This window comes from Winogradskyella sp. 4-2091, from assembly GCF_045765065.1.
Taxonomy (GTDB): domain Bacteria; phylum Bacteroidota; class Bacteroidia; order Flavobacteriales; family Flavobacteriaceae; genus Winogradskyella.
The window spans coordinates 327,526-345,966 of record NZ_JBJKOD010000002.1 but is presented as its reverse complement, the minus strand read 5'-3'; the positions used below and the strand labels follow the sequence as shown (position 1 = coordinate 345,966).

Below are 18,441 nucleotides of genomic sequence, written 5' to 3'. Positions count from 1 at the left end.
TAGTTTAAATTTGCAGCAACAAAGTTAATCCCATTTTACGAGAAAACGTTGTATCTAAAAGAAAACGCATCTTATAGATTATAATTTTGTTAATTTCTATAAATATTTAGTACATAATATATGAAGCAAATAGAATCAGTAATTGTAGGTATTTCAGTAGGAGACCTCAATGGTATTGGTCCAGAGATTATTATAAAAGCTTACGAAGACCCAAGAACATTAGAGCTTAGTACGCCAGTGATTTTCGCGTCAGGTAAAATTATGCAGTTTTTTAAAAGTCATTTTAAGAGTAAAATAAATTTTTTCAATATAGATTCTCCTGATAAAGTTGCTGCAGGTAAAGTGAATGTAGTTAATGTTTGGGACGAACCAGTTAAAATAGATTTTGGTAAAGAAGATAAAAAAATTGGAGAATATGCAATTAAATCTTTAGAGGCTGCAACTAACGCTTTAAAAGATGGTTTAATAGATGTATTGGTAACTGCTCCTATAAATAAACACAACATACAATCCGAAAAATTTAATTTTCCTGGCCATACAGATTATTTAGCAAAAGCTTTAAACGGAAAAAGTTTAATGTTTATGGTGTCAAATGATCTTAGAGTAGGTCTTTTAACTGATCATGTTCCACTTAAAGAAGCAAGTGAAAAAATCACGAAAGAATTAATAAACGAAAAAATAAATACGGTTTCAAAATCTTTGAAACAAGATTTCGGAATTAGAAAACCAAAAATAGCAGTACTGGCTATAAATCCTCACGCAGGTGATAATGGTGTCATAGGAGATGAAGATGATAAAATTTTAAAACCAGCATTAGAGAAAATTAAGTCAGAAGGCAATTTAGTTTATGGACCATATTCAGCAGATAGCTTTTTCGGATCTAATACCTACAAGAAATTTGATGCAATTTTAGCGTCATATCATGATCAAGGTTTAATTCCATTTAAAACAATAGCCTTTGGAGAAGGTGTAAATTACACAGCAGGCTTAAATAAAGTAAGAACATCACCAGATCACGGAACAGCATATGAAATAGCAGGAAAAGGGATTGCAGATGAAGGTTCATTGAAGCATGCCATTAATACTGCAATACAAATTTTTAGGAGTCGTAAAGAGTATGATCAGTTCAGTAAAAACCCGTTAAAAAAGCAGTCGAGATAGTTATAAACAAAATTTGTTGATATCTAGGCTTTAAATAATTAAAATTTTATATATTTGCAGGCTCAAATTGAGAGTGATGATGAAGGCATTAAAATCTTATACAATACCTTTTGTAGGTTTAAAAATAGGAGAGCATCATTTTGATTATCAAATTGATAACACGTTCTTTAAGCATTTTGAATACGACGAATTCAACGCAGTTGATGTTAAAATTGACCTTAAATTCGAAAAAAAATCAACATTATTGGAGTTGTATTTTTCGGCTAAAGGTACAATTAATCTTAATTGTGATGTTACAAACGAACCTTATAACCAAGCAATTGATGACAATTTTAAACTAGTTGTTAAGTTTGGAAATGAGTATAACAATGATAATGAAGATATATTAATCGTACCACATGGAGAATATGAAATAAATGTGGCTCAGTATATATATGAACTTATTATTTTGGCGGTTCCTATAAAACGAATTCATCCAGGTATAGAAGATGGCACATTGCAATCAGATATACTTTCAAAATTAGAAGAATTAAGTCCTAAACAGGATAATGAAACAAAATCATCTGAGGAAATTGATCCTCGTTGGAATAATTTAAAAAAACTATTAACGGATAAATAACATTTAAAATGGCACATCCAAAGCGTAAAATATCGAAAACAAGAAGAGATAAAAGAAGAACACATTATAAAGCTTCTGTACCTCAAATAGCAACTTGCCCAACAACTGGTGAGCCACACTTATACCATAGAGCACACTGGCACGAAGGTAAATTATATTACAGAGGTCAAATATTAATTGACAAATCTGTTGAAGAAGAAAACGTAGCATAAGTATTATGCATGCATACAAGAAAACGCTCCATTGGGAGCGTTTTTTTTGTTATTATTTTTTCAATAGCGCAAAAACCACTTAATTTGCGTTATTATTTGCTATAAATCGATAAAAATTGAATAAAACAGATCAAATTTTGTCAATTTTCTATACTTTTAATTTTCTAAATCCTAACAATGAGTAAAATCACAGCGGCAATTACAGCAGTCGGAGGCTATGTACCAGAATATGTTTTATCGAACAAAGTTCTTGAAACAATGGTAGAAACTAATGACGAATGGATTACTACAAGAACTGGTATTAAAGAACGTAGAATTCTTAAAGAAGAAGGAAAAGGGACTTCCTTTTTAGCTATTAAGGCAGCAGAAGATTTAATACAGAAAAAAGGATTAGATCCTAAAGAGATTGACTTAGTAATTGTATGTACAGCAACTCCAGATATGAAAGCTGCTGCTACTGCATCGTATACAGCAACTCAAATAGGAGCCGTTAATGCATTTTCTTACGATTTAGAAGCAGCGTGTTCGAGTTTTTTATTCGGTATGTCAACGGCATCTGCCTACATTGAGTCTGGTAGATATAAAAAAATTCTTCTTATTGGTGCAGACAAAAATTCTTCATTTATTAATTATGAAGATAGAGCAACATGTATCATCTTTGGTGATGGAGCAGGCGCAGTTCTGTTTGAACCTAACGAAGAAGGTTTAGGGTTGCAAGATGAACTACTAAGAAGTAATGGTGAAGGAAGAGATTTTCTTCAGGCAACTTATGGAGGTTCTTCATACCCAATAAACGAAAATACATTCAAAGAAGGAAAACATTATATTTTTCAAGATGGAAAAACGGTTTTTAAAAATGCTGTTTTTAATATGGCAGATGTAGCAGAAAAAATAATGAAAAGAAATCATCTTACAAACGATGATATCGAGTGGTTGGCAGCACATCAAGCTAATAAACGTATTATTGATGCAACTGCGAATAGAATAAATTTAGAAGAAGAAAAAGTAATGATGAATATTCAGAAGTACGGTAATACTACGTCTGCAACATTACCATTATTATTATTTGATTACGAATCACAACTTAAAAAAGGTGATAATATTATATTTGCTGCTTTTGGTGGCGGATTTACTTGGGGCTCAATTTATTTTAAATGGGCTTATAATTCCTAAACAATTAACTAACTAAAAATATCTAAAAACTATGGATATAAAAGAAATACAAAACTTAATTAGGTTTGTAGCTAAATCGGGTGCAAGTGAAGTTAAGTTAGAAATGGATGATGTAAAAATTACCATTAGAACAGGTTCAGATGACACTACAATTGTGCAGCAAGTACCTATGCAAGCTGCTCCTGTTTTACAACAACAAATACCAGTACAACAGGCTGCACCAGCTCAAGAAGTTCCTGCTGCTGCACCAGTAGCAACAGAAGATTCTAAATATATTACTATAAAGTCGCCAATTATTGGTACTTTTTATCGCAAGCCATCTCCAGACAAGCCTGTTTTTGTAGAAGTTGGTACAGATATTAAAGAAGGTGACGTTCTTTGTGTTATTGAAGCTATGAAGTTATTCAATGAGATAGAGTCTGAAGTATCAGGAAAAATTGTAAAAGTTTTAGTGGATGATTCATCACCAGTAGAATTTGATCAGCCATTATTCTTAGTTGATCCTTCATAAATTTTAGGTTTAGAAGTTTTAGTATACGTTTAAATAGACATATTTAAGCATTTGTTGCTAAACAATAAACTCTTAAACTCAAAAGACATGTTTAAAAAAATACTAATTGCCAATAGAGGTGAAATAGCTCTTAGAGTTATTAGAACCTGTAAAGAAATGGGTATCCGTACTGTTGCAGTTTATTCTACGGCAGATGCAGAAAGTCTTCATGTTAAATTTGCAGACGAAGCTGTTTGTATAGGGCCTCCTTCTAGTACAGATTCTTACCTTAAAATATCAAATATTATTGCCGCTGCAGAAATTACAAATGCAGACGCTATTCATCCTGGTTATGGGTTTTTATCTGAAAATGCAAAATTCTCAAAAATTTGTGAAGAGCATGGAATAAAATTCATTGGAGCATCTGAAGAGATGATTGATCGAATGGGTGATAAAGCCAATGCAAAAGCAACAATGAAAGCAGCTGGTGTACCATGTGTTCCCGGAAGTGAAGGTGTTATTCAATCTTATGAAGAATGTGTAATCCTTGCAGAAGAAACCGGTTATCCAGTAATGTTAAAAGCATCAGCAGGTGGTGGTGGAAAAGGTATGCGTGCCGTTTGGAAACCAGAAGATTTACAAAATGCGTGGGAATCTGCAAGATCAGAATCTAAAGCAGCATTTGGAAATGACGATATGTATATGGAGAAGCTTATTGAAGAGCCTAGACATATAGAAATCCAAATTGTAGGTGATTCTCGTGGAAAAGCTTGTCATTTATCTGAACGTGATTGCTCAATTCAAAGACGTCATCAAAAATTAACGGAAGAAGTACCTTCTCCGTTTATGACAGATAAATTGAGAACTAAAATGGGTAAAGCGGCTGTAAAAGCTGCCGAATTTATAAAATATGAAGGTGCTGGTACAGTTGAGTTTCTTGTAGACAAACATAGAAACTTCTATTTCATGGAAATGAATACACGTATCCAAGTAGAACATCCAATTACAGAGCAAGTTATTGATTTCGATTTAATTCGTGAGCAAATATTAGTTGCAGCAGGTGTGCCAATTTCTGGTAAAAATTACTTACCACAATTACACTCTATAGAATGTAGAATAAATGCAGAAGATCCGTTTAACGATTTTAGACCTTCTCCAGGAAAAATTACCACACTACACGCACCAGGTGGTCATGGAGTTAGATTAGATACACATGTTTATGCAGGATATAGCATACCACCAAATTATGACTCTATGATTGCGAAACTTATTACAACAGCTCAAACGAGAGAAGAAGCTATTAATAAGATGAAACGTGCTTTAGATGAATTTGTAATAGAAGGTATAAAAACAACCATTCCTTTTCACAGGCAATTAATGGATCATCCAGATTATATAGCTGGTAATTATACCACTAAATTTATGGAAGATTTTAAGTTGCAAGATGCAATTGAAGACTAAAAATAAGCCCAAACTGAATAAGTTTGGGTTTTTTATTTAAGCCCTTTACTTATTAAAAAAACGGCTTCAATTGAATGAGATTTAGGCATTTTTTGATAATCGAATAAATACAATTAACTTTAAGGATTGTAAAAAAATATAACTATGAATAAAATTTACGTAATTAAAACAACACTATTGTGTGTATTGTTTTTCTCTATGTCTGTTAATGCTCAGAATTCTAACGAATTATGGTCAAGCGTTAGTGAAGACAAAGCAATGCAATCTGAGCAAGTTTTTAGAAAGATTACATTAAAGACTGAAAAGTTCTTCAAATTAAATCTGGATGAATTAAAGTTAACATTGCAAAATGTTGGTAACAGGCAACAAAAAGGAAATACAATAATTGGTTTTCCAAACTCTAATGGAGAACTTAAAAATTATAGAGTATTTGAAACACCTATGATGGAGTCAGAGCTTCAGGCAGAATATCCTAATACCAGAACATATGCTGGTCAAGGAATTGATAATCCTTCAGAGATTATTAGATTTAGTATAACATCTAAAGGATTTCATGCTATGTTTTTAAATACAGCGAATGGAACACAATTTATTGACCCATTTTCAGCGGATGGAAATATTTATACTGTCTATTCTAGACAAAATCTTGAAGAGTTAAATTCAGATTTTGAATGTGGTGTTATTGACGATGAAAGATTGTATAATACAGAAGCTACATCTTTAGCCAAAAATGCTGATGATGGTATGTTAAGAAATTACAGACTTGCTGTAGCTTGTACAGGAGAATACACTGCATTTCATGGCGGCACTGTAGCCGATGCTATGGCTGCAATTGTGGTAACAATTAATAGAGTTAATGGTGTTTATGAAAGAGATTTATCTATTACCATGACGTTAGTTTCTAATAACACTAGTATAATCTATACAGATGGTAGTACAGACCCATTTAGTAATGATAGTACTAACGCTTTAATTAATCAAAGTCAAACTCAAATTAGTAACACTATTGGTTCTGGAAATTATGATGTAGGACACACGTTTAGTACAGGAGCTGGTGGATTAGCAGGTTTAGGCGTTACTTGTAATAACAATAACAAGGCAAGAGGAGTAACTGGTGTTAATCAGCCTGTTGGTGATTCTTTTGATATTGATTACGTAGCTCATGAATTAGGCCATCAATTTGGTGCGCCACACACTTTTAATGGATCTGTTGGTAGTTGTGCTGGAGGTAACAGATCTGCCTCTAATGCTTATGAACCAGGGAGCGGATCTACAATTATGGCATATGCTGGTATTTGCGGATCAGATAATGTACAAATAGGTAGTGATGATTATTTTCATCAGAATAGTATTTTTAGAATATGGAATCACGTCACAGGTACAGGTTCTTGTCCTGTAAATAGAACAGCAACAGGGAACTCAGAACCAATAGCTAATGCAGGTTCAAATTATACTATTCCTCAAGGTACACCATATAAATTAGATGGTAGCGCTTCAACTGATGTAGATGGAACAGCTTCTTTAACTTACACTTGGGAACAATATGATTTAGGATCAGCAGGTGTGCCAACAGAAACAACGACTACTGGACCATTAGTAAGAACTTTTCCTGGGACATCAAATCCTACACGTTATATTCCAAGACTTTCAGATATTATAACTGATGGAGGTGTATCTACAGATTGGGAAAAATTAGCCGCAGTAAATAGAAACTTAAATTTTGTTTTAACCGTTAGAGATAATGATGCAAGTGGAGGACAAACAGATTCTGATAATATGACTGCAACAGTGACAACATCTGCTGGGCCTTTTACTGTGACGTCTCAGAACTCAAGTGGAATTTCTTGGGAAATTGGTACGTCTCAAACCGTAACTTGGGATGTTTCTGGTACTACAGCAAATGGAGTTAATGAAGCAAATGTTAATATATTACTATCAACAGATGGTGGTTTAAATTTTGATACTGTTTTAGCAAGTAATACGCCAAACGATGGCTCGCAAAATATTACGGTACCAAATGTATCTTCTTCTAACTGTAGAATTATGGTTGAGGCTGCAAACGGCATTTTTTTTAACGTGAATAGCAATAGTATTGCTATAGGCGTAGATATAATTTGTACAACTTTTGCGTCTGGTGCTTTAACTTTAGCTATACCAGATGGTGCAGGTGCTAACTCGGCAGGAACTGCTGTAGGTAATACAATTAACGTTTCAGATTCTGGTACAATATCAGATTTAAGAGTATCCGTAGATATTACACATTCTTATATTGGTGATTTGTTATTACAATTACAACATCCTGACGGTGTAAATTTTGTAAATATTTGGAATAGAAATTGTAACACAACAGGTTTTGGAGATATTGACATAACGTTTAAGGATGGAGAACCGGCAATTACTTGTGCTAGCCCAACTGTTGGTTTAGCAGCTCCAGAAAATGCTTTAAGCAGTTTTAATGGCTTAGATATGAATGGCGATTGGACACTTGTTTTGGTTGATTTCTTTAATGGTGATACAGGTACTTTAAACAATTGGTCAATGGAATTCTGTACAGAATCTTTAAGTGTGGTAGAAAATGAATTAGACAATTTAAGCATATATCCAAATCCAAATAATGGAGAATTCAATATAGGGTTTAATCCTACTTCTGGAGACGCTATTTCAATAGATGTTTATGATATTAGAGGCCGTTCTATTTATAAAAATGTTTATGATAATACAGGTCGTTTTGAGGAAACTATTCAACTTAGTAATGCTCAGGCTGGCGTTTATATGCTAATGATTTCTGACGGTTCACAAAAAGTGACCAAGAAAATTATAGTAGAATAAAATTATTATGTATACTTTAAAAGCTCCTAATTTTAGGAGCTTTTTTTATGGAAAATAATGTCGTTATGAATTTATCGTATTGGGAAACAAAAACGTGGCTAACTAACATTGATTTTACAATTGTTGGTAGTGGCATTGTAGGTCTAAATTGTGCTTTACAATTAAAACAGCGTTTTCCTAAATCAAAGATTTTAATTCTTGAAAAAGGAATTCTTCCACAAGGCGCAAGTACCAAAAATGCAGGTTTTGCTTGTTTTGGTAGCCTAAGCGAGATTATTGATGATTTACAATCTCATTCGAAAGAAGAGGTTTTAGAATTGATTAAAAAACGAATAAATGGACTTCAAATTCTTCGTGAAAATTTAGGAGATAAAACAATTGATTATCAGAATTTAGGTGGTTACGAATTATTCTTAGAATTAGACAAAACACTTTATGATACTTGTAAAAGTGAGCAAAGCGCCATTAATAAACTTTTGTTCCCAATTTATAATGCGAATGTGTTTTTGTTTAAAGACAATGATTTTGGCTTTAAAAATATAAAATCAGACTATTGTTTTAATCCATTTGAAGGACAAATTGATACCGGAAAAATGATGAGTGCTTTATTGAAAAAAGTGCAGTCTTTGGGCATAAAAATTCTGAATAACATAACGGTTGAATCTTATGCTGAAGATGTCAATGCAGTAACAATAAAAACGAACCAATTTGAATTAAAAAGCAAGAATTTATGTATTGCAACCAATGGGTTCGCTAGGCATCTTAATTTAGAAAAAGTGCAACCAGCAAGAGCACAAGTTTTAATCACAAAACCTATAGATAATTTACATATTAAAGGTACGTTTCATTTGGACCAAGGTTACTATTACTTTAGAAATATAGATAATAGAGTATTACTTGGTGGTGGACGACACTTAGATTTTAAAACAGAAGAAACCACTGTATTTGCGCAAACAGAAATTATTCAAAATAAGCTTGAAGACTTATTAAAAACAACTATTTTGCCAACTACAAATTTTGAAATTGACTATAGATGGTCTGGCATTATGGGTGTTGGAAAACAAAAAAATCCTATTGTACAACAACTATCTAATCATGTGTTTTGCGGCGTGCGTTTAGGAGGTATGGGAATTGCGATTGGTAGTTTAGTAGGTAAGGAATTAGCAGATTTAGCATAATTAATGGTAATGAAATTATTAAAACGACTATTTAGATTTATTTTTAAAATTCTTATTTGGTTGGTTATCTGTTCTATTGGATTGGTTTTTTTATTTAAATGGGTTGCTGTACCAGTAACTCCTTTAATGATAATTCGTAATGTTAAAAAAACGGATGTAAACGATAAAGGTTGGGAGCATAAATGGGTTTCAATTGAAGCGATTTCAACTAATTTACAAAAAGCCGTCATCTGTAGCGAAGATCAGTTCTTTTTAAAGCACAATGGATTCGATTTTAAAGCTATTGAGAAAGCTTACGAGAATAATAAAAAAGGCAAAAGACTTAAAGGTGCAAGTACCATCTCTCAACAAACTGCTAAAAATGTATTTCTATGGCCTAATAGAAGTTGGTTGCGTAAAGGATTGGAGACTTATTTTACATTTTTAATTGAATTAATCTGGACAAAAGAACGCATTATGGAAGTCTACCTAAATAGTATAGAAATGGGTCCAGGTATTTATGGAGCAGAAGCAGCCGCTCAGTATTGGTTTAAAAAATCAGCTTCGAATTTATCTAAATATGAGGCGGCAGCTATTGCTTCAGTTTTGCCAAGTCCTTTACGATATAAAGCAAATCCGGCAACAACATATATAGAAAGTAGAAAATCTTGGATTGTAAAACAAATGGGATATTTCGGAGTTTTAAAGTATTCAAAATCTAAAGAGAAACAGAAATAAAGTGTAAAGTTTAAGTATGCTTGTAACGAGATGGCCATTTCTTAGACATATTAGTGATTATTATTCGGTTTAGTCTTAAAGCCCTTGTAATTATTACTATTTTTGAAATCAGTTTTGTCCTGTAATACAATTTTAGCCCATTAAAATCGAGACCTTAGCATGAAAAGATTTTTCAATTTCTTTATAATTATAGTAAGCTTAACCCAGTTTTCGAGTTGTTTTGAAATTCTCGAAGAAATTAAATTAAATGCAGATGGAAGTGGCGAAATGCTGGTAACATTTAATTTAAGTAAAAGTAAATCTAAAATTGCATCCATAATGCTTTTGGATAGTGTTAATGGTTACAAAGTGCCTTCAAAAGAAGATATAGGTTTGGCTTTAAAAGAGGCAAAAAGTCACCTTAAAACTATAGAGGGTATTTCTAACATAAAGACGACTTCAGACTTTGATAATTATATTTTTACTATTTCATGTGATTTTAGCTCTACAGCTAATTTAGATGCTGTGTTTAAAGACTTAATTAGTAAGCACAACAAAAAGAGTAAAACAAATTTTAATACCACCAATTTCTCCTATAGTGCTAACAGTTTTAAACGCACATTTTCTTATGATGAGAGTGTTAAAAGAAGCTTTTATAAATTAAAGAGTGAGGATCGTGAAATTTTTGACGATGCTAACTATACAAGTATTTACAGGTTTGAGAATGATGTAGAACAAGTCTCTAATTCAAATGCAAAAGTATCTCCTAATAAAAAAGCCGTCTTCTTAAAAGTAGATTTAATGTCTTTAATCTTAGGAGAAAAAAACATTACAAATTCAATTCAATTATCTAAATAATAAAACTACCCAATCCAACTTATCACATGAAAAAAATATTACTATTTACCTATCTATTCTGTATTACATTAACTATTGGCGCACAAGATTTAATATCTAAAATACCAAAGGATGCTAAAGCAGTTATTGCTATAAAAGGAAAAAATGTAACTGATTTAGTCTCTGTAGCTGAGTTTGAAAATTCAAAAATTGGAAAAGTTTTCCTGAAAGAAATGATTAAAGAAACTGACGGACAAGTATCTAACCTAAATGAATTAGGGTTCGATTTAAAACGTAGTTTTTATTACTTTATGACGTCTGATTCTTTGAGTTTAAAACATAATTTTTTAGTACCTCTAAAGGATAAATCTGGTTTTGAAAAATTAATGCCAGAACGAGAAAAGAAGAATGTAATTACAGAAGGGGATTTGTCTTATTTTGTAGATTCTTATGACAATATGGTAATGATGTGGAATGATAATGTATTGCTATTTACATTATCTCAAGAAACATACACCAACGATTATTATGGTTATAACGATTACAGCATAGAAGAAGCTGTAGTAGAAGACGTGGTAGATGAAGCATATTCTTATCCAGTAATGGAGTTTGCAGAAAATCATCATGATTTTGGAGTCATTTCTCAAGGAAGCGAAGTTTCTCATTCCTTTAAATTCACAAACACAGGTGATGCAGATTTAGTTATCACAGATGCAAGAGCTAGTTGTGGTTGTACTGTACCAGAGTATCCAGTTACTGCTATGAGTCCTGGTGAATCTGGTGAAATTATAGTTAAGTTTAATAGTAAAAGCAGATCGGGTTCTCAATACAAAACCATAACCTTAACAACCAATGCAGAAAATGGTGTTGAGAAGCTAACTATAGATTCTTTTGTAAGTGATGACGAAACGGTTATAGAAGAAACAGAAGTTGAAGAAATCGTTATGGAATCTGCTGAAGTAGAAATAGAAGAAACGGTTATAGAATCAACGGAATACGAGCCGTCTTCTTATAATGATGATTATTACGAGAATTTAAGGAAGGAGAGAGAAGCCAAAAAATTAATAAGCGATAAAGCTTTAATTGCCTATGCAAAAGCAACAATGCAAGCAAATTATGCTAATGGTTCTATTTTAAAAAATACAAAATATGTAAAAGCAGTTGGCAATGGTAAAGATGAAGCTACAGCTTGGATTGGTGATCTTAGTTCTATTTATTCAGATATATTACAACAAGCTTCTTATGGTTTAGGTTCGGATTATTTAGGATTATACAATGGTTTTCAAAAGTTTTATGGAGATATGTCTCTTAGCTCTAAGCTTAATTTTGAGAAAAATCATGTGTCTCTAAAAACAAATTATACCATGAATAATGAAATGGCCAAATACACAGAGGCTATGTATAATGGTAAAATGAATTCTAACTTTTTTAAATACTTTAATGAAGATAAAATGTTAGGATATTTTTCTGTGAATATGAGTACAAAAGGCATTTTAGAAGCTTATCCGGAGATGATGAGCAAAATGTTTGAAGGTTATGACGATAACGAAGTTGCAGAATTTTTGCCAATTGGTATGGACATTTTATCCTTATTATTAGATGAAGAAGGTGCGGCAAAAATATTAAGAGGCGATATGCTTTTCGTTCTTACAGAAATGAAAGAAAGAGAATTAACATATACAACTTATGAGTACGATGAAAACTATGAAAGAGAAGAAGTAACTAAAACTAAAAAGGAAACATTACCAGGTTTTTTAATGATGGTAACGTCTTCTGAAGGTGATTTGTTTCATAAATTAATGAAAATAGCAGTAAAGGAAAGTAGAGGCGAAGTTACTTTAAATGCTAACGGAATTTACCAGCTAAATACAAATGAATTACCTTTTGCTTTAAATGTAATGTTTAAGGATGATGCTATTCTTTTAGGAACATCTTTTGAAGATATGGTTGCAATTAAAACCGGAAAATTCGATAGTAAAGTGAGCGGGAAACATAAAAGCCTAATTAAAAAGAACTCTAGTGCAATCTATGTAAATGGTAAAGAAATCGCAGCTACATTTCCAAGAGAAATTATGCCTAATGATTTTAAAGAAAGAATAGATTTTATTGCAGAAAACACAGAAGATGTCATTTTTAAAACAGGAAAAGTTAAGAATAACGCTATGGAAGGTGAGATGATTTTAAACACACCAGAAAAAGGAAATAGCAACAGTTTAGCCTATTTTTTAAATATGATTAATGCGTTAATGGATTAATTTTTAAACTCAAATACTTTTGAAAAAATTCCTAAAAATAACCCTATCAATACTTCTATTAGTATTGTTAGGGTATTTTGGTTATACCCATTTTAAGAAAACATCTGTTTTACTAAATGTTATCCATAAAGATGCAGAAACTGTTATAAAAGTTGGCGTACATAACATTACAAAAACACTAGTTTTAGATGCCTTAACATCGCCAAGTTATTATTGGGAAAACACAAAATCATACAAAGACAAGGATAAAGACGATTCAAAAAAAGATGACGATATAGGTGTAGACATACAGCCATATTCAATAGCCTTTTATACCATTAAAAGTATTGATAACACCTTTTTTACCACGTTTAAAATTGAAGATTCAGAGGCTTTTGAAAAGTATATAACAAAATATGCTAAAGAAAAATCTAGTACCATTACAAGTGACGAAAAAGGTTATAAAACACTAGTTTTAGAAAAGTCTAAACTGATTTTAGCTTGGAACTCAGAAAAAATTGCCACAGCTTTAACTTTAGATACACCTTTACATAAATTAGAAACAGTTTTTGAAGACGTCCTCTTAAAAGATAAATTCATCACAGACAAGAATCATAGTCTTATTCAGAAATTAAGTGATGCAACAGACCATATTGTGTTTGTAAATAAAGAAAGTTTAATAACCTTAAATTTTGAAGATAACAAAGCCGTAATAGGCGGCGATATTTTCACAAAGGATACAGATGCTTATAAAACTAACAATTCATATTCTGGTTTAAAAGACGCTTCATTAGAGTTATATTTTGATGCTAATTTTAACAAGGAGGAACATAAATCCTCATTGACAAATCGACTAAAAAACCTGTCATTTTTTACTAAAAACAATTTAGAGGTGTCTCAATTAGTAAACAAATCAAATGGAGTTTTTAGTTTAGGAATTAAAGGAAGAACACTTCAAAACGATACTATTATAAGTTACAAGTATGATGATAATTTTGAAAAAATAGAAGTAAAAAAACTACAAGAAAAAGAAGTGCCAAAAATTGCGATTGACTTAGGGATTCAGAAAAATGAAAGTCTAAATACATATCTTATAAATCAAGGTGCAATAGTAAATAGCGTTTTATTAAGTATACCTTACTACACCTTTTATGCAGAAGAGCGAGATAGCAAAATGTATTTTAATACCGCAAAATCGCATGTTGATACTAATGAAACAAACAGCTCTAGTTTTTTTAAATTTAATACGAATTTTAATCGATTGCAAGATGATATTCAAATACCAAGAGCCAACGAACTATTTTCTTTATTAGATGTTTTAAATATAGAAGCAAGCCAAGTAAAAGGTACTAACCAGATTAAAATAAAGGGAAACCTTTCAGGTAAAAATGAGGATATAAACATTGTTTCCCAAATTTTCTTTGGACTCCAAAAAAAGGAAACGGAAGACATTCTAAATAGTGATAATATTTAATTTTGAAATAACACTTTATAACCCAATGCGACATCATAATGACAAAGAACGTTAAACAAGATTTATACAATCAATGCCACGCTTTTATAGATGCTCGTTTTGAAGCTATCAGTAATACGATAACTGAAATTCAAATTTCTCTAACGTCCGAAACCAAAAGTAGTGCTGGTGATAAGCATGAAACTGGAAGAGCCATGTTGCAATTAGAACGCGAAAAAGCAGGTCATCAATTAGCAGAAATTGAAAAGCAAAAACAAATCCTTCAAAAAATAAATGTCGAAGCTAAACACCAAAAAGTAGCATTAGGTTCTGTAATAAAAACAACACAAGCCAATTATTTTATTGCTGTAAGTGCAGGTGAATTAATTGTGGATAATACAAAGTATTTTGCCATTTCTGCCGCAACGCCAATTGCAAAATTGTTATTGTCTAAAGGTGTTGATGATGCTATGGTTTTTAGAGGGAATGAATTTAAGGTAGTAGAGGTTTTTTAAAATTAAAAAGCAGACCAACCGAAGTCAGCCCACTTTTTCCCTTTCTAAGGTTAAATTGTAGACCTTGCAGTCCCGAAAGCTTTCGATATTGAAAACTAGCAGGTCTTATTTTTAAAGATTAATTTCTCTTTTTTGAGTTTCTACGTTTCTCTCGCCTAATCTTCCAAGGTGCATTTTTCTGCCAATCGCCAGCCATAATGCAACCATAAGGCACTACTTCATCAATGACTTTTCCTAGATTAAATTCGTCCATTTGTTGTCTAACCGCTTTGGCGTTTTTATAAGCAGATGGCAACTCAGTAATATCAATTTCTTTTGAAAAAAATCTAATATCTAATCCACGTGTTTCTTCTTTAAAGATTTGCATGGTTGTACCTGTTTTGCTTTTTCTATGCTGTGTTCTACTCACGTTTCTTCCTGCGCCATGTGGTGCAAAACCTAAATTAGTAGTTGTGGTGTTTCCTTCAACAATTAATACAGGTTCAGACATGTTTAACGGAATCAATCTTGGTCCTGTAATATCTGGCATAAACTTAGCATCTAAAGGTGTTGCGCCTTTAGCATGGTAAAATAAATCGCCATCCTTAAAGACAAAGTTATGTTCGTTCCAGTATCTGTTTTCAATTTTAATTTCTAAATTTTCAGCTACTGAATTATGCAATACTTCGTGATTGGTTTTTGTCCAATCTCTTATAATCTGCAAGGCATCCCAATACGCTTGTCCTTCTTCGGTTTCAAACGGAATCCAAGCATTTTGCTTTTTCGTATCTGGAGATAATTCTTTTCTGAAACGTTCGGCAATTTTCATGCCTTTGGTGTACAGTCTTGCTCCAGGACCTCTTGAACCATGATGGGTTACCAACATGGTGTTTCCTGTTTTTTTAGAGGTTCCAACAAACAAGAAATGATTACCATCGCCTTGTGTTCCTAAATGAGACCTTGCGATTTGAAGCATGTTCCCATCATTCAAAAAAAAGTTAGATTCAAAAGCGTCTAATAATTCCTTTGGAAATCTAAATTGTGAATCTCTATCGCGTCCACCAGGACCAAAATGTGTTATAGCATGTGCTGCATCTAAAATGTCTTTTGGTTCTGCTTTCCCGAAATCGGTTAGCATTACCGAACAGCAAATATCTGCACTATGCATTCCTGGATGAATGGCGTTTTTGGCCACTGCAACACCTCCAACTGGAATTGTTCCATCTGGCCCAGCAGGACAAGCATCTGGCATAATAGCACCATCTACTAATGTTGGTGTTTTCATTAAGGTTTGCATGGAATTAATCACTTTATCAACATTGTCTTTTTCTTCTTCGTTTTCTGCTTTAATGTTGATTGAAAATTCAATTGGCGTTTTATGTAATTCTATTGGGTCTGGCGATTTAAATTGCGCTAAGTATGTGTTTAAGGCGTCGCCTTCTAATTCATTTTTGTTGATATGAGTTAAGGCGTCTTTCATCCATTTGCCTTGTCTGTAACCTAAGGCTAATAAATCTTGACCGGTTAATTTTGTATTTGTTTTCATTTTTATTGTTTTGTCATTCTGAACTTGTTTCAGAATCTATTTTAATAACACTACAAATATTATAGTGTATTGCGCATTGTTTTTGCGTAGTTGTTTTTTTATCCTGCAAGGTTTCAAAAACCTGGTAGGTATTGTTTTTTGCCTTTCGTTCATTTTTTTCTTTACGTTCATTTTGCCTTGATGCAAACTGCGAAGCACATCACGAGTTCCATAAAATGAAAATTCACGAGTAAACGAACCAAAAAATCACGGTCAAGCCAAGGAATTTTCAGTTTTGCAAACTGAAACCGATTTGAAAACTTCGCGTCGAACTGCGTTCTCCTGATTTCGAAGCTTTTCTTCATCTATTCTGCGTCTTGACGTTCAATTCTACGAATTGATATAGGGCTTGAGTTTTTACTTAATTAAGTTTTTAACTTTTGTTTTGTTTGTCTTTCTTGTGTTTAAATGCTCGTTGCTGTGATAAAGCCCTTAGCTTGCTCTGCGTTAGCGATTGCAACGGCATCCTTTTTTATTTTTTTTAAAAAAGATATAGTGGAAAGCGCGACCCTCTGAAGCTTTTCTACAGCCTTCATAGCTTTTAGCGACGTTGGCTAGCGAAAGAGGGTAACGCCATAACACTACTTATTCACAGAGAAAATATCCTTTAATTGTTCAATAACGTTTCCGTTTCCGGCTACTGTAATTTCTCCAATTTTGTCGGCAATTTTCTCAACATATTCCATCTCTTTTAACTTGAACAACATGCTGTTGTCTTCCATTAATTTCGCGGTATTTAACAAGCTTCTTGTTGAGGCTGTTTCTTCTCGTCTTGTGACCACATTAGCCTGCGCTTTTTTGTGAGCAATCAATACTTGATTCATAATCTCTTTCATGTCGCCTGGTAAAATAACGTCTCGCAAACCTGCGTGCAACACATTTACACCTAACTTGTTGGCTTGTGTTTTTGCATCTTCTAAAACCGCTTTGGCAATCGTTTCCTTTTGCTCTAACAATTCGTCTAAGGTGTAAGCGCCAACAAATGCGCGCAATGCTAATTGCAAAATAATGTACAATTGCTTTTCGTAGTCTTTACTATGCATTAACGCCGTTTCTACATTAGTAACTTTGTATTGTGCGTAGAAATTAATACGAACGGTTGCTTTGTCTTTGGTTAACAATTCTTGACCTGCAACTTCTAATTGCAATTGACGCATATCTGCTTTAGATATTTTAATGGTCTGCTCGTTTCTCCAGAAATGGTAAGTACCATGTTCTAAGATTTTAACAAACTCATCATTAACAATCATAATTGCTTTTTCGTATGCTGCAACTTCAAACGTTCTAATGTGTTGACGCATTTGCATATTGCTGAACAAGACGTTTTTGATGTCTTCTGTGATTTCGATTTTACTTAAATCTGCAGTGACAAATTTGTAGTTTATTAAACCCTTCCAGAAGGTGTAACGACCTGCTTTTAATACGCTTTTAAAGTTGTTGTTTTCGTAAAGTAAAACAATTTCGTTATCCTTTACTTCTACAACGTGCAACATGTTGGCTAAAGTCTCATCTTTAAGCAAGATTTCTAATGCTTTTGGTGCACTGAAAGCTTGTGATAAGTCGTATTTTAAGACTTGCTCTCTAAAATTTATCCAATGTTTTCCTGCTGTAATAACGCGAGCGTAATTACCGTTTCTAAACACTAAACCTACTGTACCTGCATGAATTCTTACTCTATACATGATTTCTAATTTTTTGTTCTGAAGTTTTTCTTTTTTATTTCAGAACGGTTAAACATTTATAATAGAATTCTCTTTGTGAGAATGACTATTCAAAAGATCCCGCTTTTCAGCGGGATTAGTTCAGCCATCATTTTTGAATTCGTCCAAAGACTTTTCAAAAATGGGTTTCACTAACAGAGCGAAAGAAAACCATCTTTCTAACTACGAAAATACTTGCGATTTAAAGGATTTTTAAGCTTTGTTCTTCAGATGATTTATCAATTTTGAAGCAACCATTGTTGAATCGTTTATTGAAAAATGAATCTTTAAAAGAAAACTTAAAGCAACTTTTGATACA

At 32.6% G+C, this 18,441-nt stretch carries 15 protein-coding genes; 13 read left to right on the top strand and 2 right to left on the bottom strand.

Features of this window, described 5'->3' with window-relative positions; all coding sequences use genetic code 11:
- Positions 1 to 120: 120 nt before the first annotated feature.
- The 13 genes from pdxA to ACJBCC_RS03805 all read left to right on the top strand — a co-directional run bounded on the left by pdxA (position 121) and on the right by ACJBCC_RS03805 (position 14,858).
- Positions 121 to 1,161 (top strand): 4-hydroxythreonine-4-phosphate dehydrogenase PdxA, encoded by a 1,041-nt coding sequence (gene pdxA, locus ACJBCC_RS03865; RefSeq protein WP_299098293.1) that lies wholly within the window; start codon positions 121 to 123, stop codon positions 1,159 to 1,161.
- Positions 1,162 to 1,240: 79 nt separating this feature from the next.
- A complete protein-coding gene (locus ACJBCC_RS03860) occupies positions 1,241 to 1,780 on the top strand; it encodes a DUF177 domain-containing protein (protein WP_299098758.1) in 540 nt (179 codons plus the stop codon).
- An 8-nt stretch (positions 1,781 to 1,788) separates the two neighbouring features.
- A complete protein-coding gene (gene rpmF, locus ACJBCC_RS03855) occupies positions 1,789 to 1,992 on the top strand; it encodes a 50S ribosomal protein L32 (protein WP_157364235.1) in 204 nt (67 codons plus the stop codon).
- 177 nt (positions 1,993 to 2,169) lie between these two features.
- Entirely contained in the window at positions 2,170 to 3,165 is a 996-nt protein-coding gene (locus ACJBCC_RS03850) for a beta-ketoacyl-ACP synthase III (RefSeq protein ID WP_407556440.1), read from the top strand.
- Positions 3,166 to 3,196: 31 nt separating this feature from the next.
- Complete coding sequence (gene accB, locus ACJBCC_RS03845) at positions 3,197 to 3,676, top strand: acetyl-CoA carboxylase biotin carboxyl carrier protein (RefSeq protein WP_299098295.1); 480 nt, start codon at positions 3,197 to 3,199, stop codon at positions 3,674 to 3,676.
- An 87-nt stretch (positions 3,677 to 3,763) separates the two neighbouring features.
- Entirely contained in the window at positions 3,764 to 5,116 is a 1,353-nt protein-coding gene (gene accC, locus ACJBCC_RS03840) for an acetyl-CoA carboxylase biotin carboxylase subunit (RefSeq protein ID WP_299098296.1), read from the top strand.
- A 144-nt stretch (positions 5,117 to 5,260) separates the two neighbouring features.
- Positions 5,261 to 7,945, top strand: coding sequence for a reprolysin-like metallopeptidase (locus tag ACJBCC_RS03835; RefSeq protein ID WP_407556439.1), 2,685 nt, complete (start codon positions 5,261 to 5,263; stop codon positions 7,943 to 7,945).
- A 65-nt stretch (positions 7,946 to 8,010) separates the two neighbouring features.
- Positions 8,011 to 9,123, top strand: coding sequence for an FAD-binding oxidoreductase (locus tag ACJBCC_RS03830; RefSeq protein ID WP_299098298.1), 1,113 nt, complete (start codon positions 8,011 to 8,013; stop codon positions 9,121 to 9,123).
- Between the two features lie 9 nt (positions 9,124 to 9,132).
- Positions 9,133 to 9,840 (top strand): monofunctional biosynthetic peptidoglycan transglycosylase, encoded by a 708-nt coding sequence (gene mtgA, locus ACJBCC_RS03825; RefSeq protein WP_407556438.1) that lies wholly within the window; start codon positions 9,133 to 9,135, stop codon positions 9,838 to 9,840.
- 159 nt (positions 9,841 to 9,999) lie between these two features.
- Positions 10,000 to 10,677, top strand: a complete 678-nt coding sequence (locus tag ACJBCC_RS03820) for a hypothetical protein (RefSeq protein WP_407556437.1) — start codon at positions 10,000 to 10,002, stop codon at positions 10,675 to 10,677.
- A 26-nt stretch (positions 10,678 to 10,703) separates the two neighbouring features.
- Positions 10,704 to 12,911 (top strand): DUF1573 domain-containing protein, encoded by a 2,208-nt coding sequence (locus ACJBCC_RS03815; protein ID WP_407556436.1) that lies wholly within the window; start codon positions 10,704 to 10,706, stop codon positions 12,909 to 12,911.
- Between the two features lie 19 nt (positions 12,912 to 12,930).
- The gene (locus ACJBCC_RS03810) at positions 12,931 to 14,364 is read left to right on the top strand and encodes a hypothetical protein (RefSeq protein WP_407556435.1); all 1,434 of its coding nucleotides are present in this window, start codon (positions 12,931 to 12,933) and stop codon (positions 14,362 to 14,364) included.
- Between the two features lie 38 nt (positions 14,365 to 14,402).
- Complete coding sequence (locus ACJBCC_RS03805; protein ID WP_299098303.1) at positions 14,403 to 14,858, top strand: 3-oxoacyl-ACP synthase; 456 nt, start codon at positions 14,403 to 14,405, stop codon at positions 14,856 to 14,858.
- A gap of 118 nt (positions 14,859 to 14,976) precedes the next feature.
- Here ACJBCC_RS03805 and ACJBCC_RS03800 read toward each other — a convergent pair whose 3' ends face one another.
- On the bottom strand, positions 14,977 to 16,383 hold the full coding sequence (locus ACJBCC_RS03800) for an RtcB family protein (RefSeq protein WP_407556434.1): 1,407 nt from the start codon (positions 16,381 to 16,383) through the stop codon (positions 14,977 to 14,979).
- 620 nt (positions 16,384 to 17,003) lie between these two features.
- Complete coding sequence (locus tag ACJBCC_RS03795; RefSeq protein WP_407556433.1) at positions 17,004 to 18,104, bottom strand: slipin family protein; 1,101 nt, start codon at positions 18,102 to 18,104, stop codon at positions 17,004 to 17,006.
- Positions 18,105 to 18,441 lie beyond the last annotated feature (337 nt).

Excerpts from the sequence above, each read along its gene's own strand:
- ACJBCC_RS03800 (WP_407556434.1), bottom strand. The coding sequence starts at position 16,383 with ATGAAAACAAATACAAAATTAACCGGTCAAGATTTATTAGCCTTAGGT.
- pdxA (WP_299098293.1), top strand. The coding sequence starts at position 121 with ATGAAGCAAATAGAATCAGTAATTGTAGGTATTTCAGTAGGAGACCTC.
- ACJBCC_RS03830 (WP_299098298.1), top strand. The coding sequence starts at position 8,011 with ATGAATTTATCGTATTGGGAAACAAAAACGTGGCTAACTAACATTGAT.
- ACJBCC_RS03820 (WP_407556437.1), top strand. The coding sequence starts at position 10,000 with ATGAAAAGATTTTTCAATTTCTTTATAATTATAGTAAGCTTAACCCAG.
- ACJBCC_RS03815 (WP_407556436.1), top strand. The coding sequence starts at position 10,704 with ATGAAAAAAATATTACTATTTACCTATCTATTCTGTATTACATTAACT.
- ACJBCC_RS03860 (WP_299098758.1), top strand. The coding sequence starts at position 1,241 with ATGAAGGCATTAAAATCTTATACAATACCTTTTGTAGGTTTAAAAATA.
- mtgA (WP_407556438.1), top strand. The coding sequence starts at position 9,133 with ATGAAATTATTAAAACGACTATTTAGATTTATTTTTAAAATTCTTATT.
- ACJBCC_RS03805 (WP_299098303.1), top strand. The coding sequence starts at position 14,403 with ATGACAAAGAACGTTAAACAAGATTTATACAATCAATGCCACGCTTTT.
- accC (WP_299098296.1), top strand. The coding sequence starts at position 3,764 with ATGTTTAAAAAAATACTAATTGCCAATAGAGGTGAAATAGCTCTTAGA.
- ACJBCC_RS03795 (WP_407556433.1), bottom strand. The coding sequence starts at position 18,104 with ATGTATAGAGTAAGAATTCATGCAGGTACAGTAGGTTTAGTGTTTAGA.
- rpmF (WP_157364235.1), top strand. The coding sequence starts at position 1,789 with ATGGCACATCCAAAGCGTAAAATATCGAAAACAAGAAGAGATAAAAGA.
- ACJBCC_RS03835 (WP_407556439.1), top strand. The coding sequence starts at position 5,261 with ATGAATAAAATTTACGTAATTAAAACAACACTATTGTGTGTATTGTTT.
- accB (WP_299098295.1), top strand. The coding sequence starts at position 3,197 with ATGGATATAAAAGAAATACAAAACTTAATTAGGTTTGTAGCTAAATCG.
- ACJBCC_RS03850 (WP_407556440.1), top strand. The coding sequence starts at position 2,170 with ATGAGTAAAATCACAGCGGCAATTACAGCAGTCGGAGGCTATGTACCA.